This is a genomic window from Mucilaginibacter ximonensis (assembly GCF_042686265.1).
Classification (GTDB): Bacteria; Bacteroidota; Bacteroidia; order Sphingobacteriales; family Sphingobacteriaceae; genus Mucilaginibacter; species Mucilaginibacter ximonensis.
In genome coordinates this window covers 729,637-753,467 of sequence record NZ_JBHUPD010000001.1, presented here as the reverse complement: position 1 = coordinate 753,467, position 23,831 = coordinate 729,637, and the positions used below count along the sequence as shown (strand labels likewise).

Genomic DNA, 23,831 nt, shown 5'->3' with positions numbered 1-23,831 from the left:
TAACATTTTATTTAGCCTTATTAAAAGTTTTGTTTAAAAAGTCTTCAAGCGCAGCCCCGCGAACATTTTTAGCCACAATAACGCCCTGAGGGTCAATAATAAAGTTTGACGGGATAGCTTCTATATGGTATAGACGCTCTGTCGGGCCATCAAAACGCTGCAGGTCTGAACCGTGGGCCCAGGTTAGTTTATCGGCAGCAATAGCCTTAGTCCAGTCATCTTTAGTAACATCTAACGAAATACCCAGGATGTTAAAACCTTTATCCTTGTAAGCTGCATAAGCTTTAACAACATTCGGGTTTTCGGCACGGCATGGCCCGCACCATGACGCCCAGAAATCAAGCATTACATATTTACCTTTATAGTCGGTTAATTTGATTGGTTTACCGTCTAAACCGTTAATGGTAAATTCAGGCGCTTTTTGCCCTATAGTAGTAGTTTTAACAGCCTCCATTTGACTGACAAAACGTTTTACTGCCGGGTTATCGCTAAAGTTGTTTGATTTTTTCAGTTCGTCGGCATAAGCAACCATCTGTTGCTCATAAGTCATCATATCTAACGACGACAACGCGTAAAATGAAGCCAATGACGATTTGTTGGCGTCGACAAACTTTAGCACAGCCTGCGAGTAGCCTTCCATATTTTTCATCATTATGGGTTGATACTGCGCAACCAGTTCAGGGGTTTCTTTCCCAGCAGCTTCTACTTTAGTTTGATACTCAGACATGATCTTGTCGCGCTGAGCGCCCCATTCGGCGCTTATTTTGTTAAATTCCTGGATCTTGGCCGAATTATCGGAACCGGTTATTTCATAGCTGCCGGTTTTGTCTTTTTGGTCGGTGGTAAAATTGATAGTCTCACCATTTTTAGCAATAAGGTCATAAATACCAGTGCCCACACGCAGTTTATAAAGGTTTTCAAACGGTGTTGAGTGTTTGATCTCAAATTTACCATCGGCGCCCACAGCAACCGAGTCTACAACATTTATTTGTGTGCTGTCGGCTTCTAACAAGTACACTTTTTTGGCCCCTTCAAGATTTTTAACGGTACCTTCAATTTTAAATTTTGATTCGTCTTTGCAGGCTGCAAGTAAGGTTACTGCGGCCATCGCCCAATAGGCTAATGCTTTGATCTTCATTTTGATTGTTCTAATGCTTCTATTAATAATTTGTTGGTAGCCTGAGGGTCGATCTTTCCTTTTGAGCTTTTCATGATATCGCCCATAAACAAACCTAATACCCCCTTTTTACCTTTATGATATTCTTTTACCTTGTCCGGAAACTTACTTAGTGCATCCTGGATGTATTTCCTTACATCGTCACTGTCATTTGTGATTAAAAGATTAAGCTCTGCAGCCAGTTGCTCTGCCGTTTTTTCCGGCGACTTGATCATGGCCGGGAATAGCTTGTGTGAGGCAACCGTATTATTAACAGAACCCGCCTCGACCAATTTGATCAAGCCGGCAAGGTTTGCAGGTTTAATAGCAAGATCAGATATATGTGCGCCGCTTTCATTCAGGTATGACTTTACGGCACCCATCATCAGGTGAGCAGCGGCTTTGTAATTTGAAGTGTGTTTAATCAGTTCCTCGAAAAACAAAGCTACTTCTTTATCAGCAGTCAAAACGGAAGCGTCATATTCTGATAAGCCCAGCTCAATGTATTTACTATATAACTGGCCCGGCAATGCAGGTAACGAGCGGCGGATATCTTCAACATAAGCTTTATCCAGCACCAAAGGCGTTAAATCGGGCTCGGGGAAATAGCGGTAATCGTTGGCCATTTCTTTTGAACGCAGTACCGAGGTCTCGCCCGTATCGGCATTAAAGTTTAAGGTATTTTGGTCGATATAGCCGCCGGCTTCAATAATACGTACCTGGCGCTCAAATTCATGATCAATAGCACGCTGCACGTTGCGGATAGAGTTTAAATTCTTCACCTCACAACGGTTACCATAATCTGTTGCTCCTTTAAGGCGTACAGAGATATTGGCATCGCAACGCATGCTGCCTTCTTCCATGTTGCCGTCACAAATATCCAGGTAACGTAATATTTTACGTATCTCGGTAAGCAGCTGACCGGCTTCTTCGCTGCTACGCATATCAGGCTGGGTAACAATTTCCAGTAAAGGCACTCCAGCCCTGTTGAGGTCAATCAGCGAATCAGCATGGTGATTATCGTGCATACTTTTGCCCGCATCTTCTTCCATATGGATATGGTGAATGGCCAGATTTTTAGTAGTTCCGTTTGCCAGTTTAATGGTTACATAGCCGCCTAAACAAACCGGCATCTTATCCTGTGTGATCTGGTAACCTTTAGGAAGGTCAGCATAAAAGTAATTTTTACGGTCGAACGAGTTATGCAGGTTAATAGTGCAATTACAAGCCAATCCCATTTTTACCGCATACTCCACCGCGCGTTTATTAACGCGTGGCAATGTACCCGGGTGACCCAGCGATATAGCGCTGATGTGATGATTAGCTTCGGCGCCAAAGGCGGCTGAATCTGACGAGAAAATTTTACTTAAAGTAGATAATTGCGCGTGAATTTCCAAACCTACAACCAGCTCGTACTTGTCGCTCACGGTTTTTTCTAAAACAGACATATTGTATAATGCAGGCCAATGATGTTGATGACCCAGCCAAATATAAGGTTAATATTAAATAGACCAATATTTAATGGAGGCTATCAATAGGAAAATTACAGTTGTCGAAGTTTTATCCGGTTTGTCATCCTGAGCATAGCGAAGGATCTTATACGTCTCGTTTATCGCTCATACAATATTCTTCGCTATCGCTCGTAACAGGTACCGATAAAAGAAGGGTGTCATCCTGAGCTCCGTCGAAGGATGAGCGGAAAGGCCCGCCCACCATGCTTCGAGAGCCTCAGCATGACACCCGTTTTTATTTATTAAAGGGCTTACCTTACAAAACTCTTAGCCTTCTCCAACACATTCGGTAACCCGGCAGCGTCTTTACCACCGGCAGTAGCGTAAAACGGCTGACCGCCGCCACCGCCCTGAATCTCTTTAGCCAGTTCGCGAACAATATTACCGGCATTCAGTCCCTTGTCTTTCACCAAGTTTTCTGATATCATAACGGTTACGCTTGGTTTGCCGTCAATGTTGGCGGTTAAAACCAGGAACAGATCAGTGACGATATCTTTCAACTGGTAAGCCAGGTTTTTGATGGCGTCGGCATTAGGCAGTTCAACTTGTTGTGCCAAAAAGTTAATACCATTGATATTTTCAACCTTTTTTGCCAGCTCGTCTTTTAAACCTGCTGATTTTTCGAGCACGCTTTTTTCTATCTCTTTTTTCAGGCGGGCGTTCTCAGCAATCAAATCCTCAATGCTTTTGGTAATATCTTTCGGATTTTTTAAAAGTTCTTTTACCTGAAGCACCAGTTTGCTTTGCTCATTGATGAACATTTCGGCAGCGATGCCGCTAATAGCCTCAATACGCCTAACACCGGCAGCAACGGCACTTTCGCTGATGATTTTAAAATAGCCGATAGCGCCGGTGGCCTTCACGTGCGTACCACCACAAAGCTCTTTTGAAAATTTTTCGTCGAAAGTGATTACACGTACAAAGTCGCCGTATTTCTCGCCGAACAAAGCGGTTACACCGCTCTTAATAGCAACGTCATAAGGCACATTACGCTCTTCTTTAAGAGCGATATTTTCGCGTACCTTTTCGTTAACAATAGCTTCAATATGTGCCAATTCCTCGTCGGTAACTTTAGCAAAGTGCGAAAAGTCAAAGCGCAGATAGTCGGCGTTTACCAATGAGCCTTTTTGGTTTACGTGGCTACCCAGCACCTCTTTCATAGCTGCATGCAGCAAGTGGGTGGCGCTGTGGTTATTCATGATGTTATTACGGCGCGCCTGATCAACTATGGCAGTTAGCGCATCGTCAATATCGGCAGGCAACTTGTCTACGAAATGAACAATCAAGCCGTTCTCTTTTTTGGTATCGGTAACGTTTACAATTTCGCCATCAGGGAAAATCAACTCGCCTGTATCACCTACCTGGCCGCCACTTTCAGCGTAAAAAGGTGTTTTATCCAATACCAGCTGGTATTGTTCTTTTCCTTTTGCGGTTACTTTGCGGTATTTTAATACATGGGCAACGGTTTCCGTTTCGTCGTAACCGGTAAACTCCACGTTATCGTCGTCTTTCAGCACAACCCAATCGCCGGTATCAATGGCACCGGCAGCGCGTGAGCGGGCTTTTTGTTCTTGTAAGGCTGTTTCAAAACCGGCTGTATCAACATCAAAGCCTTTTTCACGGGCCATAAGCTCGGTTAAATCCAGAGGAAAACCGTAAGTGTCTGATAATTCAAATGCAAATGAACCTTCGACTTGTTTATCCGACTGATCTGCAATGTAATTATTGAAACGGTTGATCCCATTTTCCAGCGTACGTAAAAACGAAGCTTCTTCCTCCAAAATCACTTTCTGTACAAAATCTTTCTGGCTCCAAAGCTCGTCAAATACGCCGTGAAACTGTTCGGCCAGCAGAGGCACTAATTGATTAAGGAAAGGTTCTTTAAAATCCAGATACTGGTATTGGTAGCGCACAGCCCTACGCAGAATACGGCGGATAACATAACCCGCTTTATTATTTGACGGCAGCTGGCCATCGGCAATAGCAAAGCTTACTGCGCGAATGTGATCGGCCAATACACGCATGGCTACGGCAGCGTTCCAGTCGGCATCGCCAGTAACTGCGTCGGCGTTATATTTTTTACCTGATTTTGCGGAGATGAAATCAATCATCGGTGTAAACACATCGGTATCGTAATTGCTGAATTTACCCTGAATAACACGCACTAAACGCTCGAAACCCATACCGGTATCTACATGCTGTGCAGGCAGCGGTTGTAATGAGCCATTTTTCAGGCGGTTAAACTGCATAAACACATTGTTCCAGATCTCGATAACCTGCGGGTCGTCGGCATTTACCAGTTTAGCGCCGGGCACTTTGGCTCTTTCGGCTTCGCTACGGTTATCATAATGTATCTCTGAGCACGGTCCGCAAGGGCCGGTCTCACCCATCTCCCAGAAATTATCTTTCTTGTTTCCTAACAGGATATGGTCTTCGGGCACAAATGCTTTCCAGAAATCATAAGCTTCCTGGTCTTTTGGTAAACCCTCTTTTTCGTCGCCTTCAAAAATGGTTACGTATAGGCGGCTTTTATCAATTTTTAAAACGTCAGTTAGCAGTTCCCAACTCCAGGCAATAGCTTCTTTTTTAAAGTAGTCGCCAAAGCTCCAGTTACCCAGCATCTCAAACATGGTATGGTGATAGGTATCAATGCCCACCTCTTCCAAATCATTATGTTTACCCGACACACGCAGGCAACGCTGCGTATCGGCAACACGCGGAGAAGTTACCGGTGCTTCGCCCAGAAAAATATCTTTAAACTGGTTCATGCCAGCGTTGGTGAACATCAGGGTCGGGTCGTTCTTTACAACAATAGGTGCCGATGGAACTATGGTATGTCCTTTTGAAGCAAAAAAATCAAGAAAAGCTTGTCGTATTTGATTAGCAGTCATATCAATAATGTAGTGCAGCTGTCGCGCTGCATATTTGTGCAAAAATGTGAATTTTTGTGTAGTATTTTGCACTTTTTTGCATTTATACTACACGCTTGTAAGCATAAACCAATATGCTACTATACTGGCGAGTCAAATCAAAGAATTTATAATCTAAAAATTATAAACTACATTTGCAATATGCCTTACAAGGACCGCGATATCACTAAAATGTATTACACCATGGGCGAAGTAACGTCTATGTTTGATGTTAATGCATCTATGATTCGTTTCTACGAAAAGGAGTTCGAAATTCTTCAGCCTAAGAAGAATAAGAAAGGCAACCGCTTGTTTACCCCTGAAGATATTGAAAACCTAAAAATTATCTTCCACCTTATCCGCGACAAGGGCTATACTTTGCCCGGCGCCAAGGAACATCTTAAAAAGAACATGGGTAAAACCCGCGAAAACCAACGTGTTATCGACTCGCTGGAGAATCTGAAAAAGTTTTTGCTTGAGGTAAGAGATCAGCTATAATCTTAATTCCGGTTGATTTTAAAGATTATACACTTAAATTAGCGATAATTAAATCCTATAATCTTCATCCAGTTGATAGCTAATCACAAAGGCGAGATTCCGTTTATTGTACTGCTTTTACCCTTTTTAGCGGGTATCTGGTTAGGGTTGTTTTTATCATCGGCCTTATTCCTGTATTGGGTGATAATACCCTTGGCCATCTTAAATTCGATTTTTATCACTTTAAACTTCGGCTATACTCAATTGCGGTTATATAAATCAAAGTGGATAGGCGGTTTACTTATTCACCTGATTTTGTTTTTTGCGGGATGGTTTTGTGTGATTGGGAACAACGAACTTAATCAGGCTGCCCATTTTTCAAAACATCCCTCGCAACAGTTAATTGCCCGCATCAACAGCGAACCCAATTTAAAAAACGGCTTGGTTCGGTTTACGGCGCATATTGAAGCTTTGGAAAATCAAAAGCATTTAAGCCCTTCAACCGGCACCTTGCTGATTGCTATAAAAGATTCTGCGGCCGTTCAATTAAAGTATGGCGACGTATTGCTGATACCGTCGAGTTACACAACGGTCGATCCGCCATTTAATCGTGCTGAGTTTAATTATAAACGCTACCTGGCTAATCAAAACATTTATCAGCAAAGCTTTTTATATGCCGGGCAGTATAAAGTTTTGGCTCACGATCAAGGAAATACCGTCATTGCTTATGCCTTAAAATTGCGGCAGCATTTGGTCAGAAAGCTTAAAAACAATATTCACGACACCTCGGCAGTTAATGTCGCCTCCACATTAATATTAGGTTACAAAGCCGACTTAAGCAACGAATTGCTACAGGCCTATTCAAAAACGGGTACCATTCATATTTTATCGGTATCGGGCGGCCACGTTGCCATAATATATCTGATGCTGAATATCTTATTAGGTTTTATGGGGCGATATAAGCGTGGTAAAGCCATTAAAGCGGTGCTTATCATCAGTCTGATCTGGTATTATGCTTTGCTAACCGGCTTCTCTCCCGCTGTTTGCCGGGCCGCGGTTATGATCTCATTGATCATCATGGGTAAAACTTATAGCCGTTATATCAATACTTTGAATATTCTTGCGGTCTCCGCGTTCTTTTTACTTTTATCCTTATCCCGGCCGAAGTTATTTTGTTTACCGGCGTATTTTATCTTTTGCTGCCGCAGATGCCTGTTATATCGACTGTTTTGGGCTGGGTACTGGAGAAATCTATCCTGATCATGAATAACGTATTAGTAATGATAGAGCAGGCCCCATTTGCCAGCCTCAGTAAAATATGGTTTACCACCTTTGAATATGTTTTAGTTTACGCGGCCATAATTTGTGCGGCTTATTTTTTGCTTGGCCGTAAAGCCCGATTGCTGCAAATAAGCCTGTCGCTTTTATTGGTAGCCTGTATCAGCAGCAGCTTTAAAAAATATAATGCCATGAATACCGGCGAGGCTTGTTTTTTTAACCTGCGCAAACATTCAGGTATTGTATTTAAACATGGCGATAAAGCCGTGATTCTGTCCGATCTGCCATTTACCGATAAAAACTATCAATACAGCATTCAACCCTATCTGGATAGCGCCAAAGTAGCCGACACTACGGTCTGTTCACTTGCCAAGAACATCAGTTCACCATTTTTAATAAAGCGTGATAATCTTATCTGCTTCGGCAATATCAAGGTATTGTTTTTCAACAGGCAGCTTGAAAATATTAAATTACTCAGGAAATTGAAGGTGAATTATTTGTTGTTAACAGGCAGCCCGCATATCGCAATAGCCGATTTAATCAATAATTATCAGTTTAACACGTTAGTTATTGACTGCAATAACGCCGACCGGTTAATTACCGGTTGGGAAAAACAGGCTAATGCCTGTCATATAAAATATCATTGCCTTAAACGTAACATTTCGCTTGTAGTGGCATCTAACTAAATATTAATTAAAATGTATTATTGCTTAATAAGCGAATACTAATTAAATTGTGTAAATTGTGCTAACAAAAAACAGAATATGAATATTAAATTAAAATTTGCCTTAGGATTGGCTTTCAGCGCCTTAGCTTTTACTGCTAACGCTCAAAAAACGTACACCAGCGGTGTTGCTAATTATACCATTAAAAGCCCCGCAGGCGATGTTGACTCAAAAATATATTTTACAGCTGATTCAAGCGCGTCTGTTACGCAGCAAGGCCCGGCTAATATTAAAGTGTTAACCAACAGCAAAAGTACTTTTGTAGCTATTTTGGTCGATGTACCTGTAGCATCAATGAAAAAAGCTGCAGTTTTAACACCAGACGAAATTGAACAAGGCCTGGCCGCAGCCCCTAAATTTGTTTTCACCCCGTCAACCGAAACCAAGGTTATTAATGGCTATAACTGTAAAAAAGTTGACGTGAAAGATTCAAAAAGCGGTAGCAGCTACACTGCATGGGTTACCAAAGACATTACCCTGCCAACAAATTTATTGACTAAATATTTTGCTGATGCAGGCGGCGTACCTGTACAATTTACCACGGTACAAATGGGTCAGGCGGTTGACGTTACCTTAAAATCAGTTACTGATGAAAAGGCGCCTGCCGGAACGTTTGCCATCCCTGGCGATTTCGAAAAGATTTCATTGGATGACCTGAAGGCTATGGGTGGCAAATAATTGCCTCATAACATTTTTATAAAGGCTTCTTAACCTTGTGGTAAATGAGTATTTTTGCCGTCCGATGTTAAGAAGCCTTTTTAGTTTCGTACGTTTTTATATTTTCTGGTTGCTGTTTTTTGCTTTAACCAGAGTAGTTTTTGAAGTATATTTTCATGCCAAGCTGCATGGGGCAAATTTCGTTGAAATTTTAAAAACCTTCCTGTACGGCATCCGCATGGATGCTTCTGCAACAGCCTATATGGCCATATTACCATTATTGATTTTTATCATTAATTGGTTTATTGGCGGCAAAAACCACATCAAGCCTATCTGGCTAAAAGTTTATACCTGGTTCTGCGTTTTCTGTATCAGCCTTATAGCTGTAGTTGATCTTGGTATTTTTGCCGAATGGGGCGCCAAAGTAAACTTCAGAGCTTTTGACACACTATATAACTCGCCTGCCGAGTCGATGTCGTCAACAGCGTCCTCACCTATCGCCTTAAATTTAACCATTATGGCGGGGTTGTTTATTGCAGGCGTTGTGTTATCGCTATACCTGTTGGATCATAACTTCAAAAAGCCCGCCGAACCCATCCGCAATAAAGTTATATGGTCAGTAGTGTTAGTTGGCGTAAACTTTTTGATATTGCGGGGAACGCTGTCTCCTGATCCTATAAGTCAACGTGCGGGTTATTTTTCTGACAACCAGTTACTGGACTTGTCGGCGCAAAATACCGAATGGAACTTGTTCAACAACGTATTTGAAAACCTGCGTAAGCCCTATAACCCTTATATGTATTTGCCGGCTGATGAAGCTAAACGATTAGTGACAGAGGCGTATAAAACAACGAAAGATACGACGGTCAGGATACTGAACACTGATAAACCTAACATAGTAATTATCCAATTAGAAAGCTTCACGGCCGACCTGATTGAATCATTAGGCGGTGAAAAAGGTGATGCACCAAATTTTGAGAAATTTATTCAGGAAGGCGTATTATTTAATAATATCTATTCGGCCGGCGACCGTACCGATAAGGGTATTATTGCCATATTAAGTGGGTTCCCTTCGCAAGCCATACGTACTATTGTTATCGATACCACCAAGCAAAGAAAGCTGCCCTCATTAATGACCGAGTTTAAAAATGCAGGTTACACCACCTCCTATTTTTATGGCGGCGACGCCGGTTATATGAACTTTGATACTTACATGAATGATCACCATGTAGATCATATCATCGACCGGCACACTATGCGCCCTGGCGAAGTAGGGTCAACCTGGGGAGCATTTGACAATGTGTTGTTTGACAAACATATTGCTTTTGTGAAAAAGCAAACCAAGCCTTTCTTCTCCCTGCTTCAAACGTCAACCAATCACGAACCGTTTGTATTGCCGGTTAAATCGCACTTTCCAGGTAAAGATGTAGCCAACCAGTTTAGAAGCACTGCCTGGTTTACAGATTCATGTCTGAATGCTTATTTCGAACAAGCCAAAAAGCAGCCATGGTATAAAAACACCTTGTATATTCTGGTTGCAGATCACGGGCATCGTTTGCCAAAGAGCACAGCGCAAGCTTACGATCCACAGAAATACCATATACCCCTGCTGTTTTTTGGCGATGTGATCAAGCCGGAATTTAGGGGTAAAGCCATAAATCATTTAGGCAATCAGATAGACATAGCTGCTACAATTTTGGGGCAGTTAAATATGCCTGCACAAAAATTTGAGTGGTCTAAAAACATACTGAATCCTTACGCCCCGGCTTTTACTTTTTTTGATTGGGACAACGGCTTTGGCTACATCACGCCTGAACAAGGTGTATCCTATGATAACCAGGGCCGCCGCCGGATATACGTTAAAAACCCAAAAGCCGGCGAGGCTGTAACTGAAAAAACCTTGCTTACAGGCAAGGCTTTTATGCAGCAGATATTTACTGAATATCTTAGATATTAGACTGATTGTCAGATCAATTAACCTCTTTACCTAAAGCAATTATCCAATCATTAAACAGCTTACTTTCAATAGCAACGGCCTTGTCGGCATGTAATTGCCATTGTGGCGAGAACTGTTTGAGCTGGTTAATCATTTCTTCCAGATGGCCCTCTTCTTCCAGGATAATTGACTTAACATTAACTTTGCTGCCCGCTTCATCTAAAGCCGACTGATATATTGGGTATAACTCATCGGCACGTACTTCAATAGCATAAGTCACCAATAAATAGGCGGCAAAACGTAATTCCTTGCCGGTAAGATTTAGTTCAGTTTTTAAATAACGGCTTACCTCAACATCTAATTTATTCAGGTAGTATTTGCTATAGTTTGAGGCTACCAGGTATTCGTCGGCATAAGTTGGACAGCTATCTTTAACTGCCTTTTCTATCTGTTTTTTTAGATAGAAAGCGTGACGATGTTCTTCAGCTGCATGTTTCAGAATGATGTACGTAACGGTTGCCGGATCCTCGCAAGCTGATATTTTACGTGCACCGGTGTTTTCCATTAAAGACAACGTATTTAACCAGCGTGCGTGTAACTGATTGTTTGAAATTATAGTAGGTAGTATGGTTTGTAAATTATTCATGATATCAAATTTAATCGGCCCCCTCTAAATCTCCCCCTGCTGGGGAGACTTTTTAATTTTTTAAGTCCTCCCTACCGGGGAGGATTTAGGAGGGGCCTATATTTCTTCGAGTGCCTGCTCAATTTTGCTGTAAATGTAGTTCAAGTCGGCATCGGTTATGCAATATGGAGGTAAAATATAGATAATGTTGCCCAATGGGCGTAAAATAATACCGGCCTCTAAAAAGTAATAATATAACCTGTCGCGCAGCGAACTAAAATAAGAGGTATTGTCGCCGGTTTCCCATTCCATTGCTATAATAGTACCAGTTTGGCGTACAGCTTTTATTTTGGGGTGATGTTTAATACGCCCTGCAAATTGAGCATGTGCATTTTTAATACGTTCAATATTTTCGGCTGTAGCCGGTGCTAAAAATAGGTCAAGGCTGGCCAGTGCGGCAGCACAAGCCACCGGATTAGCTGTAAACGAGTGCCCGTGAAATAATGTTTTTAGCTTATCATCCGACAAAAAAACGTTAAATATTTCCTGCGTACACGTTGTCAAACCCAATGCCATTGTCCCCCCGGTTAATCCTTTCGAGAAACACATAATGTCCGGCTGTTCGGTAATATGACTGGTAGCAAATGGTTTTCCGGTACGGCCGAAGCCTGTAAATACCTCGTCGGCTATGGTGAGTACATTCTCTTTACGGCAGTGAGCTATCAGTTCATTTAAATATCTGGCTTCGTACATGACCATGCCGGCTGTACCTTGAACCAGCGGCTCAAAGATAAAGCACGACAATTGAGACCTAAGTTGCGAAATCTGCGATTTGAGACGGTCTATATTTTCAGCATCAGGTGTGTCAATAAATTCAACCTCAAACAATAACGAATCAAACGGCGCTGTAAAGGCGCTGCGGCCACTTACAGACATAGCGCCAAAAGTATCACCATGATAGGCGTTTTTAAAAGCCAGCATCCTGGTGCGTGTTTGCCCCTGGTTGTTCCAGTATTGCAGGCACATTTTAATAGCTACCTCGATAGCGGTAGAACCATTATCTGAATAAAATGCTTTTGTTTGATTAGCTGGTAATATGGCCAGCAACCGCTCTGCCAGTTCAACCGCGGTGGGGTGAGTAAAACCGGCAAATATCACGTGCTCCAGCTGCGTTAGCTGCTCAGCCACTTTTTTGGCGATGTAAGGATGTGCGTGTCCGTGAATATTTGTCCACCATGAGGATATGGCATCAATATATCTTTTGCCATTTTCATCCAGCAAATGAGCCCCTTCGCCTTTCACAATAGGTATCGGGACACCCGCTGTTTTCATTTGTGTGTATGGATGCCATATTACTTTTAAATCGCGTTCTGTTAAATTCATAAGCTTTGTAATAAAAGTTTTGCCACATGCTGGTCTATCGGGAAGGTAAAATCGCCGGCCTTCATTTCGCTCAGTTGTATCCAGCGAAAAGTTTGCATCGGCTCAACATCGCTACCAAAATCAAAAGGCGTGGTTTTAACGGCTAATTCAAAAGGTGTTTTATTTTGAACCACATAATAAACACTAATTATCTGCGACTCGTTAAAAGCCGATTTGACAAAGAAATCTGTAGTATAAAAGTGATTGATAATATCAATATCCAGACTGCACTCTTCAATAAACTCGCGTTTTAATCCATCAATAATACCTTCGCCATACTCCAGGCCGCCGCCTGGAAATTTGGTAAATTGCATACCGTACTCCTGCTCATCGCTTACCAGTATTTCCTGGTTTTCGTTAATGAGCAGGCCATATACACGCACGTTAAATGGATACATTTATTCTTGTTCAAAGTGTTTTTTGTTGCGGATAACCCGGTCCATTGTCCATTCAATGTCTATGGTCTTAGGCTCGGCCCTTACGGGGCAGTCGGGCATATTACAATAATGGCAACATTTGGGTAAACAAGGGTCGGCGTGAATAAATAGTTCTGTTTTGGTTTCGTTGGCATTGATCATCCTATCAACCAGCGACACCTCCTCGTGCACTTTATTCAGGTCGAAATAATACGGCAATGTTAAATGACAATCAATATGTAATTCATTTCCATATTTTTGAGCACGGAGATTATGAACATCAATCCACGCTTCCCGCCGGTTATCGCTCAAAAACTTAACTACATTGGCTACTACGTCAAAATCGGCTTCGTCCATTAAACCACCGACGGATCTCCTGATTAACTTATAACCACTAAATAAAATATAAGCGCCTACCAAAATAGATAAAATGCTATCCAGCAAGCCTATTTTGGTGAAGTGTATTAACATAAGGCCGGCTACCAAACCTATACTGGTAACCATGTCTGTAAGCAGATGATGACCATCAGCTTCAATAGTTAATGAGGGAATAGATTTCCCCTTTCGGATAAGGTAATAACCCAGTGAGCCATTAATTATACCCGTAGCGCCGATGATTACTGCGCCAATCACCAGGTCATGAATTTCATTAGGATGAAAAATACCATATGTTGCTTTGGCAATAATACCCGCTCCGGCTATTGATATTAAGGCGCCTTCAATAAAAACAGAGAAAAACTCAACTTTGCCGTGCCCATACGGGTGATTTGCATCGCGGGGTAACGAAGCCAGGTAAATGCTGAAAAAAGCAAACGAGCTGGCAACAACGTTAACCACGCTTTCAGCAGCATCTGTGAGTACAAAATTAGAATTTGTTATAAAGTAGGCTGCAAACTTAGCCAGCATTAAAACAATGCCGGTAACAAGCGAAATCAGTATTATTTTCTTCTGTTCTTGCAAAGCGAATAGATTAGGCGCCAAAGTTAGGGTTATTGCCGCATAATGCCGAAACCTAAAAAAAAGAATTAAATAATGCATTACCGCTTAAAGGTTTAATAGCCCACTTTCGCGTTATTTTCTATATTTGCGGCACAAATCAAAACATACTATGAGTGCATTAAGTAACAGGATCAACAACCTGTCAGAATCAGCTACTATTAAAATGGCCAAAATGGGCCGCGAACTTGCCGCTAAAGGTATTGATGTAATTAACCTGAGCTTTGGCGAACCAGATTTTAATACGCCACAGCATGTTAAGGATGCAGCAAAAAAGGCATTGGACGATAATTATACTTATTATACTCCGGTAGCCGGCTATCCTGAACTGCGTAAAGCTGTTGCTGCCAAGTTGAAGAATGAGAACGGGCTGGATTATGATTTTAGCCAGATTGTTGTGTCAACCGGTGCTAAGCAATCAATTGCTAATGTTTTGTTTTGCCTGGTTAATCCCGGCGAAGAAGTGATCATCCCTACCCCTTACTGGGTGTCATACTCAGAAGTTGTGAAACTGGTAGAAGGCGTATCTGTATTTATTGATACTACCGTTGAGTCGGATTTCAAAATTACACCCGAGCAATTAGAAGCGGCCATAACGCCTAAAACCAAATTGTTTATGTTCTCTTCGCCATGTAACCCTACCGGTAGTGTTTACAGTAAAGAAGAGTTAGCAGGTTTGGCTAAAGTATTTGAAAAATATCCAAATATCTATATCCTGTCTGACGAGATCTATGAGCACATCAACTTTGTTGACAAACATGAATCAATTGCCCAATTTGACAGCATTAAAGACCGTGTAGTGATCATTAACGGTTGGTCAAAGGGTTTTGCTATGACCGGCTGGAGATTAGGTTACTCGGCTTCAAATAAAGAGATAGCTGCTGCTATTGACAAACTGCAGGGCCAGATTACATCAGGCACTTCGTCAATTACCCAGCGTGCTGGCCTTGCCGCTTACGAGGGTGGTTTAGAAACCGTATTGCAGATGCGCGAAGCTTTCAGAAAACGCCGCGACATTGTTTATAACCTGCTAAAAAATATCCCCGGGGTTAAGGTTAACCTGCCTGATGGTGCATTTTACTTCTTCCCGGATGTTACCAGTTTCTTTGGTAAAAGCTATAACGGCCGCACAATTACTGATGCCGACGAGCTGAGCATTTATCTGTTAGAAGAAGCTCACGTATCAACCGTAGGCGGCGATTCTTTTGGTGATAAAAAATCAATCCGCATGTCTTACGCTGCTTCAGAAGAAAAGCTGATCGAAGCTATGTCGCGTATACAGGCTGCTTTGGGCAAATTGAGCTAAGCTTAAGTATAATAAAAACAAAGCCCCGATGCGCATTGCACCGGGGCTTTGTTTTTTAATTTGTTGTTCTGTAATTACAATTCAAATCCGTAAGCTACACGTAAGCCAACCAGGCCGTAGTTTTGGCTCTGACCTGAAAAGTCTTCATAACGAACGCCTACGTCCCATTTTTGGTTAGCCCAGCCTAAACCTGGAGATAAGATCAATTTAGTGTTTTTTGCACCTTTGGTTTCAAATCCGGCACCTGCTTCTGCTGAGAAATAAACATTATCAGAGAAGAATGCTTTTAAACCGGCTTTTACTGGCACTACGCCAAAGCTTTGGCCGTCAACATGAGTCGCAACGCCGCCAATTGTTGCATCGTAGCTTTTACCAAAGAAATTGTAATAGCCAGAAGTTAAGGTCAGTGCAAAATGATCGCTGGTACCATATTGTAAACGAGCAGTACCACCCAATTCGAAGTTAGAGCCACCCAGGCCGCTATGAATAGCACCTGTTGGCGCACCTGCTTCTAATCCAATACCAAAACGAAGTTTACTAGCCGGGGTAGTTTGAGCTTTTACGTTAGTTCCGATTAATAGCGCAACACCTGTTAAGGCTACTGCTGCTAATTTTGTTAACTTTTTCATTGTTGTGTTTCTCTTAATTAATAATAAGTGATAGATTAATGTATTAATACCAGCACTTAATCAAATACTTTGCCATTGTGCCAATTTTCCGCCTTTTTAACATTTCACTGACCGATGCCCATTTTAAGTTTTGTAGTGGATATTAACATTTGTTAATTGCTTACCGGCTGAAAATGAGGTAAAAAAGAGATATCGTTAAGAAATTGCCAGATTGTTAATTTATCATTAAGCGCCGATGGCTTAAATCTGCAAAAATGCCTGCTTTAGTATTCAAAATGTATGGTACAATTTATTTTCCGCTCGATTTTAACGGGTTAATGTGTCCCAATAACTATACAAAATATAACGCAGGCAATATTTCCAAGGCGTTTTTAAACAAAAACGCCCTTAACAGTAAGCTAAGGGCGTTCTCAATAATCAATTTTTATTAGTGCAGCTCGTCCGGATCTTCAACATAGTTTTTTTCCAGTTCAGCTAATTTCTTGCTGCCGTAAGCCATTTTGGTAATCAGGTAAAATAATACAGGCACTATAAATATTGCCAACGATGTTGCACCTAACATGCCCCCGAATACTGTCCAACCGATGGTTTTACGAGCCTCTGCCCCGGCACCTGATGCAAATAATAACGGCGCAACACCCAGTATGAATGCCATCGACGTCATCACAATAGGACGCAGACGCAGGCGTACCGCTTCCAATGTTGCTTTCTCCAACTCCATACCCGCATCCACACGTTCTTTGGCAAACTCAACGATCAGAATAGCATTCTTAGCCGCCAGACCGATGAGCGTGATCAAACCGATTTGTGCATAAATATTGTCTACGAGCTTGGGCTGGAGCGTCAGGAACAATATCGCACCAAACGCACCTAACGGAACGGCTAATAATACAGAGAATGGTACTGACCAGCTTTCATATAAAGCCGCCAGGAATAGGAATACGAAACCAATGGACAAAGCAAAAATGTATATCGTTTTTGATCCAGATAATTTCTCTTCGCGGCTCAAGCCCGAAAACTCATAACCATAACCCTGCGGCAGGGTTTGGGCAGCAACCTCTTCAAGTGCATTCAACGCGTCACCGCTACTGTAGCCGTCTTTAGGGTTGCCATCAATCTCGGCCGAGCGGAATAAGTTATAGTGTGATATCAGCGGTGCATTCTCGATCATCTTATATGATGTCAGCGTGCTTAACGGTACCATTGCACCTTGCGAGTTACGCACAAAGTACTGCCCCAGGTTATACATATTGGTACGATAGTTCGTATCGGCTTGCGCCAATACCCTGAAATTTCGCCCATATATTGTAAAGTCGTTAATGTAAGCACTACCCATATAGGTTTGCAGGGCATTATTTACATCAGACAATTGAACGCCTAAACGTTTAGCCTTTTCACGATCAATAGTTAACTGATAAGCGGGTGTACGTGCAGTAAAGAATGAAAAGGCCTTCCCTATTTCAGGACGCTTTTTCACTTCGCCAATAAATTTATTCAATACATTTTCAAACGTTTTGATGTCGCCGCCTGCTTGCTTTTCTTCCAATATAAACGAGAAACCACCTGTACTACCCAAACCGGGGATCGCCGGTGGAGGAATTACTACGCAGGTTGCTTCTTTAAATGTTGCATTGAATTTTTTCTGTAAATAATCAACTAAAGCTAATGAGGTGCGTTTGCGTTCGTCCCAGTTTTTTAACTGAACAAATATGGTGGCACTGTTTGATTTAGTTGCGAAACTTACCACATTCAAGCCGCCCAGCGCAGCATAATGCGCTACTTCAGGCACTTTATCCAATGTGTCCATCATGCGGTGCAATGTCGCTACCGTACGTTCAGTCGCCGAACCTTCAGGTAAATCAAACGTAATGTAAATACGGCCCTCATCCTCCAAAGGAATAAAGCCGGTTGGCTTACCTTTAAATAACAAGATGGTACCAACCACAATACATATCAGGATGATTATGACAAATTTTGAGTTCTTGATACCTCTGTGGACACCATTGCGGTATTTGCCGGTAACGCGGTCAAACCAGGTGTTAAATCTGAAGAAAAATTTATCGAGGCCACCTGATTTTTCATCCAGCTTATGCGGTTTTAATAGTAAGGTACATAGCGCCGGAGTTAGAGACAACGCCACAAAAGCCGAGATCAATACGGATATTGCAATGGTGATAGCAAATTGCTGATACAATCGGCCCACTATCCCCGGAATGAAACCTACAGGTACGAATACTGCTGCCAGGATTAACGCAATGGCAATTACCGGGGCTGATATATCACGCATGGCATGCAGGGTTGCATCCTGCGGCGACATCCCCTTTTCGTCCATGTAATGCTGCACAGCCTCAACCACAACAATCGCGTCATCCACCACAATACCAATAGCCAGCACGAAACCAAATAAGGTTAAGGTATTAATAGTAAAATGCAGTGGTATAAAGAATATGAATGTACCGATAATGGATACCGGTATAGCTAATACCGGAATTAAAGTTGTACGCCAGCTCTGCAAGAACAGGAATACCACTACAATTACCAGGAATAAAGCAATAACCAATGTTTCGACCACTTCATGCACCGAAACCTGAACCACGGTAACTGATTCAAAAGGCACCACGTAATCTACTCCTGCAGGGAAGGCTTTTTTCAGTTCCCTCATGGTTTCGTAAACGTTATTTGCCGTTTCAATAGCATTAGCATTTGGGGCCTGGTAAATTAAAAGGTATGAAGCTCTTTTGCCATCTACAAATGAGTTACCGGCATAGTTAAATTTACCTAATTCAATACGCGCAACATCTTTTAAGTGTACCACAGCGCCAGTACCCGGCTGTGTACGTACGATAACATTGCCAAACTCTTCAGGCGTAACCAAACGCCCTTTTACAATTACAGAATATTCAAAGGTTTGCCCTTTTTCCTGCGGTGTAGCACCTACTGTACCGGCAGCTACCTGGGCATTTTGCTCTTGTAAGGCCGCGGTTATGTCGGCTGCGGTCATACCTAGCGCGGCCAGCTTATCTGGCTTGAGCCATATACGCATACTGAAGTCATCTGCACGGGTCACAACGTCGCCTACGCCTTTGGTACGCAGTAAGGCGTCTTTCAGAAAAATATTGGTATAGTTATCCAGATAAGTCACGCTATGGCTGGCGTTTGGCGAGAACAAAGCCACCAGCATCAGGATACTTGGATTTTTCTTACGTACGGTCAAACCTAAACGCTGCACCTCTTGCGGTAAAGTCGGTGTAGCAATGCCCACCCGGTTTTGTACATCGAGCGCGGCAATGTTGATATCTGTTCCTACCTCAAAATTGGCAGTCATGCTTAAGGCACCATTGTTGGTACTGTTGCTTTGCAGATAAGTCATGCCCGGAGTACCATTAACTTGTGTCTCAATAGGCGTTGCAACGGTTTGCTCCACCGTGAGCGCATCTGCACCGGTATAATTACCGGTAATAGTTACGGTAGGCGGAGTGATTTCCGGATACTGCCCTATCGGTAAATTGGTGATTGCTAAAATACCCACCACAACAATCACTATAGATATAACGATTGCCGTAACAGGTCTTTTTATAAAGGTTTCTGCGATCATCTAAATTATATTTATGTACCCGAAATTTATTTTTTTGTCCCTTTGGCACCGGCCGCGCCAGCAGCGGCAGGCGGTGCCCCTAAAGTCACCATACCACTGTCGCGCAGGCGTTGAAAACCTTCGGTTACCACATTATCACCGGCATTAACACCCGATGTGATAACTATCCGGTCGCCCAAACGGGGGCCCAGCGTTACTTTGTGTTGTAAAGCGATGGTATCCTTTTTAGCGCCACCTTCTTTTTGCTGCATGGTGGTGTCCTTGGTCACAAACACAAAAAACTCTCCCATTTGCTCAGTTACTGCTTTATAAGGTATAATAACGCGGTTGCCCGACTGATTATTAAGAACCTTCAGATTGGTGCTCATGCCGTCTTTTAAAATAGAATGCTCATTCGGAAACTGCACACGCACCTTTATAGAGCCTGTTTGGTTATTTACCCCACGATCGATAGCGAGGATTCTGCCCGGTTTATCGTAAGTAGTTACACCATCAGGCAATACGAGTCTGAAAGTTGAATCAGTGCTGTTTCTTTGCAGGTCATAGAAGCGGTTAATGTCCTGTTCATTGACCACCACGTCGACACCGATTGGGTTTTCGCTTGATACTGTGTTTAATAACGTAGTGCCGGTAACAACTTGCGAACCCAATCTAACTTGCGATATACCAATACGGCCAGTAACCGGTGCTACGATTGTTGCGTACGACAGATCGGTTCTAGCTGAGGCCAAAGCTGCTTTAGCTACCGCAACCTGACCTTTACTGGTAGCGTAAGTCGCTGTAGCCTGATCAACGGTTTGGCGTGCTACCGCATCATTTTTCAACAACATATTATAACGGTCAAGGTCTTTCTGGGCTTTATCCAAATTAGCCTGCGCATTGGCCACGTTAGCCTGAGCTTGTGCTACTGCATCCTGAAACTTACGTTTGTCTATTTCATACAGCGGCTGGCCTTTCTGTACAATATCTCCCTCTTTAAAAAAGATGCCGGTTATGAAACCTGATACCTGGGCACGCAGTTCAACGTTATTTAATGACACAACCGTTCCCTGATACTGATCATAATAAACCGCATCACCGGTTTTTGCCTCGGCCAGGCTTACAGAAGTTGCGGGTGGCGGGCCGGCTTGTTGTGCTGACTTGTCTTTACATGAAGCCCATGCTAACACTACGGCCGGGGCTAACCAAAATATGTACCTTTTTTTCATTAGTATAGAGGGTAATAAATCTTATAATTTCTTTTGTTTATACTATAATCCATTATCATTGCTGCAACTGTTCAACAGTAAGGGTGCCCATTGATTTTTTCAGATCAATTTTGCTTGACAATAATTGAAACAACGCGTTATAATAGTTTAATTCAGCTGTACGCAGGTCAGATTGCGCTACGATTACATCCAGATATGTTTTTACGCCTTCGCGATACTGCAAGCTTACCACATTATAAACGTCCTTAGCCAAATCAACGTTTTGCTTTACAACCTCCCACGCGGTGTAATTACTTTTATAACCGGCCAATGCCTGGGTAAACTGCGTATTGATGGTATTTTCAGTATTTACAATATCCAGGTCGTTACGCTGTACCTGGAGCCTTGCTTTTGACAGATTTTGCAACCGCCTGGTTCCCTGAAAAATGGGCAGCGATAATGATAAACCCACGTAGCCGGTGGGATACGCATTATTATACAGGTTGTGAAACTGTGTGTTTAAATAAGCCAGACTATAGCTGCCGTTAGCGCTGAGCGAAGGCAAAAAGCCCCATCGATAGTAATCAACATTTAGATTACGCAAATTTTTCTGGCTTAACAGCATTTGATATTCGATACGGTTAGTATAATTTACTGTTTGGTTTGTGTCGATATATGCTTCTTTTTCATAATTAGTAGAATCGTAAGACAGTGTGATTTGATTCTGCGGATTTACGCCCATAATCTGTTTCAGGTACGCCAGCTTAGCACCAATAGCTTCTGACGTTTGCTTACGCACCGCTATTTCATTATTTAAAGAAATAGTTGCTTGTTTGTAGTCTATTTTATCAACCACTCCGGCTTGATACCGGTTATAAGCGTCCTTCAGGCTTCTTTGCAGTCGGGCAATATTTTCATTAACAATATTCAATTGTTTTTCTGATAATAATACATCATAAAAAGCCTTGCTAACATCGGCTATCACATTGATCTGCGCGCTCACTGTATTTTGCTGATAATACATGCGCGAATAGTTAGCGGTTCTTGAGGCTAGTAGTACATCATTATTATATATGGTCTGACTGGCAGTTATACCCAGACTGGAAAATTCATCAATTGGCGAAATTACGCCCGGGGTTGTTGAAGCCACGGGGCTACCTTTAAAATAATGGTTATAAACGCCACTTGAATTAACCTGGGGCAACCATCCTGATAAACCTATACGAATATCGCGTTCATTAATTTGCTGATCGATAGCAGCCTGACGTACAGCCGGCTGATTTCGCAGCGCAAATATTATGCTTTGTTTTAGGGTGATTACACTGGGTATAGTATCTGCAGGTCTTTGAGCAAAAACAGCAGATGTGGCAGAAAGAACGATAACGTTAATTATCAACAATGAATATATTTTTTTCATAAGGCAGAAAAGATCGGCAGATCGATAAACAAAAAACCAAAGTCGAGGTTTGGCTTTGTGATTGGTTTAAACACGTTAGGGTGTGCGAATATCTGCTTATAAACAAATAATACCGCTTACCTCACAAGATTTTTACGTTAATACTACAATACATACTTATAAGAGCAGTTAAGTGATATTATTTTGAAAAAAAATGAAAATTATAGGCCTGAAATAAATAAAAAATTTAATTAATTTGTGGATTGAGAAGACCAGTGTTTCTAACAATTAGTTCGACTGTTAAAAAAAATTGCAGACGAAATAGTAGGTTATAAACTTATTCATGGTATTTTTACAAAAAATTTAAGCAGGGTTAATATACATGGTTAAAAAATTACACGAGAAAATTGCCCAATTTAAAGACGCGGCAATGATCAGGGAGAAGGGCTTGTATCCTTACTTCAGACCCATTGAGTCTGCGCAGGATACAGAGGTGATTATTAACGGAAAACGCGTGTTGATGTTCGGATCAAACTCTTACCTGGGGCTAACAAACCACCCTAAGATCAAAGAAGCATCTAAAAAAGCAATTGACAAATATGGTACAGGCTGTGCTGGTTCAAGATTTTTAAATGGCACACTTGATATTCATATTGAACTTGAAAACAGATTAGCCTCTTATGTTGGCAAAGAAGCAGCCGTGTTGTTTAGCACGGGCTTTCAGGTTAATTTAGGAGTGCTTTCATGTGTTTCAGGCAGAAACGATTATTTAATACTTGATGAATACGATCACGCCTCATTAATTGACGGCAGCCGCCTTTCATTTTCGAAGGTTATAAAATATGCGCACAATGACATGGCCGATTTAGAGCGTAAGCTTAGCTTACTCCCCGAAGAAGCTGTCAAGGTTATTGTAGTTGATGGTATATTCAGTATGGAAGGCGATATAGCCCGCCTGCCTGAGATAACTGTTTTGGCCGACAAATATGGCGCTAACATTATGGTTGATGATGCGCATAGCCTGGGTGTTATCGGCGAAAAAGGCGCGGGAACCGCTTCACATTTCGGCGTGACAGATGAGGTTGACCTGATCATGAGCACCTTCAGTAAGTCGTTAGCATCATTAGGTGGTTTTATTGCTGCCGATGCTGATACTATTGATTATATGAAACACCGCGCACGTTCATTAATGTTTAGTGCGAGTATGACACCGGGTTCAGTAGCCAGCGTTATCGCTGCTTTGGATATCATTGAGTCAGAACCAGAGCGTATCCAAAAGCTTTGGGATAATACTAACTATGCTATGAAGCTTTTATTGGACGAAGGATTTGACCTTGGCCCAACCGAAAGCCCGATCTTACCTATCTACGTTAGAGATAACGACAAAACTTTCCTGGTGACCAAGCACTTGCAATCGTCAGGTATATTTGTGAATCCGGTAGTGTCGCCGGCTGTACCTTCAGATTCGTCGTTACTGCGCTTCTCATTAATGGCTACTCATACCTTTGAGCAGATTGAAGAGGCCGTTGATAAAATTACCCGCGCATTCAAAGATGTAGGTGTGGTATTGGGTGTTAAAGAAAGAATATAATTACCAGCTATATAAAATG

General features: G+C 42.1%; 18 protein-coding genes. 7 read left to right on the top strand and 11 right to left on the bottom strand.

Translation table 11 applies throughout. From position 1 onward, the window contains the following. Window positions 1-7 precede the first annotated feature (7 nt). The 3 genes from ACFS5N_RS03440 to alaS form a co-directional block, all read right to left on the bottom strand. Window positions 8-1,138, bottom strand: coding sequence for a redoxin domain-containing protein (locus tag ACFS5N_RS03440; protein ID WP_377182261.1), 1,131 nt, complete (start codon window positions 1,136-1,138; stop codon window positions 8-10). Then, a complete protein-coding gene (gatB, locus tag ACFS5N_RS03435; RefSeq protein ID WP_377182259.1) occupies window positions 1,135-2,604 on the bottom strand; it encodes an Asp-tRNA(Asn)/Glu-tRNA(Gln) amidotransferase subunit GatB in 1,470 nt (489 codons plus the stop codon). Before gatB ends, ACFS5N_RS03440 begins: the two co-directional genes overlap by 4 nt. A gap of 314 nt (window positions 2,605-2,918) precedes the next feature. Continuing rightward, on the bottom strand, window positions 2,919-5,558 hold the full coding sequence (gene alaS / locus ACFS5N_RS03430) for an alanine--tRNA ligase (protein WP_377182257.1): 2,640 nt from the start codon (window positions 5,556-5,558) through the stop codon (window positions 2,919-2,921). Between the two features lie 180 nt (window positions 5,559-5,738). On the opposite strand from alaS, the gene ACFS5N_RS03425 reads away from it, so the two are divergent. From ACFS5N_RS03425 to ACFS5N_RS03405, 5 genes are all read left to right on the top strand, one after another. Beyond that, window positions 5,739-6,074 carry a MerR family transcriptional regulator gene (locus ACFS5N_RS03425; RefSeq protein WP_377182255.1) on the top strand — a complete coding sequence of 112 codons (336 nt, stop codon included), beginning with the start codon at window positions 5,739-5,741 and terminating at the stop codon, window positions 6,072-6,074. A gap of 72 nt (window positions 6,075-6,146) precedes the next feature. Continuing rightward, window positions 6,147-7,313, top strand: a complete 1,167-nt coding sequence (locus ACFS5N_RS03420) for a ComEC/Rec2 family competence protein (protein ID WP_377182253.1) — start codon at window positions 6,147-6,149, stop codon at window positions 7,311-7,313. Further along, a complete protein-coding gene (locus ACFS5N_RS03415; RefSeq protein ID WP_377182251.1) occupies window positions 7,262-8,017 on the top strand; it encodes a hypothetical protein in 756 nt (251 codons plus the stop codon). The genes ACFS5N_RS03420 and ACFS5N_RS03415 overlap by 52 nt, the downstream gene beginning before the upstream one ends. A gap of 78 nt (window positions 8,018-8,095) precedes the next feature. Further along, window positions 8,096-8,734, top strand: coding sequence for a hypothetical protein (locus ACFS5N_RS03410; RefSeq protein WP_377182249.1), 639 nt, complete (start codon window positions 8,096-8,098; stop codon window positions 8,732-8,734). A 64-nt stretch (window positions 8,735-8,798) separates the two neighbouring features. Beyond that, window positions 8,799-10,670: an LTA synthase family protein gene (locus ACFS5N_RS03405; protein ID WP_377182247.1), complete on the top strand. Its 1,872-nt coding sequence runs from the start codon at window positions 8,799-8,801 to the stop codon at window positions 10,668-10,670. Window positions 10,671-10,683: 13 nt separating this feature from the next. Here ACFS5N_RS03405 and ACFS5N_RS03400 read toward each other — a convergent pair whose 3' ends face one another. The 4 genes from ACFS5N_RS03400 to ACFS5N_RS03385 all read right to left on the bottom strand — a co-directional run bounded on the left by ACFS5N_RS03400 (window position 10,684) and on the right by ACFS5N_RS03385 (window position 14,072). Next, entirely contained in the window at window positions 10,684-11,295 is a 612-nt protein-coding gene (locus ACFS5N_RS03400; protein ID WP_377182245.1) for a hypothetical protein, read from the bottom strand. A 96-nt stretch (window positions 11,296-11,391) separates the two neighbouring features. Continuing rightward, entirely contained in the window at window positions 11,392-12,657 is a 1,266-nt protein-coding gene (bioA, locus tag ACFS5N_RS03395; RefSeq protein WP_377182243.1) for an adenosylmethionine--8-amino-7-oxononanoate transaminase, read from the bottom strand. Continuing rightward, window positions 12,654-13,094, bottom strand: a complete 441-nt coding sequence (locus ACFS5N_RS03390) for an NUDIX domain-containing protein (RefSeq protein WP_377182241.1) — start codon at window positions 13,092-13,094, stop codon at window positions 12,654-12,656. Before ACFS5N_RS03390 ends, bioA begins: the two co-directional genes overlap by 4 nt. Beyond that, window positions 13,095-14,072, bottom strand: coding sequence for a cation diffusion facilitator family transporter (locus tag ACFS5N_RS03385; protein WP_377182239.1), 978 nt, complete (start codon window positions 14,070-14,072; stop codon window positions 13,095-13,097). A 148-nt stretch (window positions 14,073-14,220) separates the two neighbouring features. Here ACFS5N_RS03385 and ACFS5N_RS03380 point away from each other — a divergent pair, with 148 nt between their 5' ends. Continuing rightward, window positions 14,221-15,414, top strand: a complete 1,194-nt coding sequence (locus ACFS5N_RS03380; RefSeq protein WP_377182237.1) for a pyridoxal phosphate-dependent aminotransferase — start codon at window positions 14,221-14,223, stop codon at window positions 15,412-15,414. Window positions 15,415-15,488: 74 nt separating this feature from the next. Here the strand turns inward: ACFS5N_RS03380 and ACFS5N_RS03375 are convergent, their stop codons facing one another. From ACFS5N_RS03375 to ACFS5N_RS03360, 4 genes are all read right to left on the bottom strand, one after another. After that, on the bottom strand, window positions 15,489-16,043 hold the full coding sequence (locus ACFS5N_RS03375; RefSeq protein WP_377182235.1) for a hypothetical protein: 555 nt from the start codon (window positions 16,041-16,043) through the stop codon (window positions 15,489-15,491). Window positions 16,044-16,470: 427 nt separating this feature from the next. Continuing rightward, entirely contained in the window at window positions 16,471-19,638 is a 3,168-nt protein-coding gene (locus tag ACFS5N_RS03370; RefSeq protein WP_377182233.1) for an efflux RND transporter permease subunit, read from the bottom strand. A gap of 26 nt (window positions 19,639-19,664) precedes the next feature. After that, on the bottom strand, window positions 19,665-20,846 hold the full coding sequence (locus tag ACFS5N_RS03365) for an efflux RND transporter periplasmic adaptor subunit (protein WP_377182231.1): 1,182 nt from the start codon (window positions 20,844-20,846) through the stop codon (window positions 19,665-19,667). A gap of 55 nt (window positions 20,847-20,901) precedes the next feature. Next, a complete protein-coding gene (locus ACFS5N_RS03360) occupies window positions 20,902-22,242 on the bottom strand; it encodes a TolC family protein (RefSeq protein ID WP_377182229.1) in 1,341 nt (446 codons plus the stop codon). A 361-nt stretch (window positions 22,243-22,603) separates the two neighbouring features. On the opposite strand from ACFS5N_RS03360, the gene spt reads away from it, so the two are divergent. Beyond that, window positions 22,604-23,812 (top strand): serine palmitoyltransferase, encoded by a 1,209-nt coding sequence (gene spt / locus ACFS5N_RS03355; RefSeq protein ID WP_377182227.1) that lies wholly within the window; start codon window positions 22,604-22,606, stop codon window positions 23,810-23,812. Window positions 23,813-23,831 lie beyond the last annotated feature (19 nt).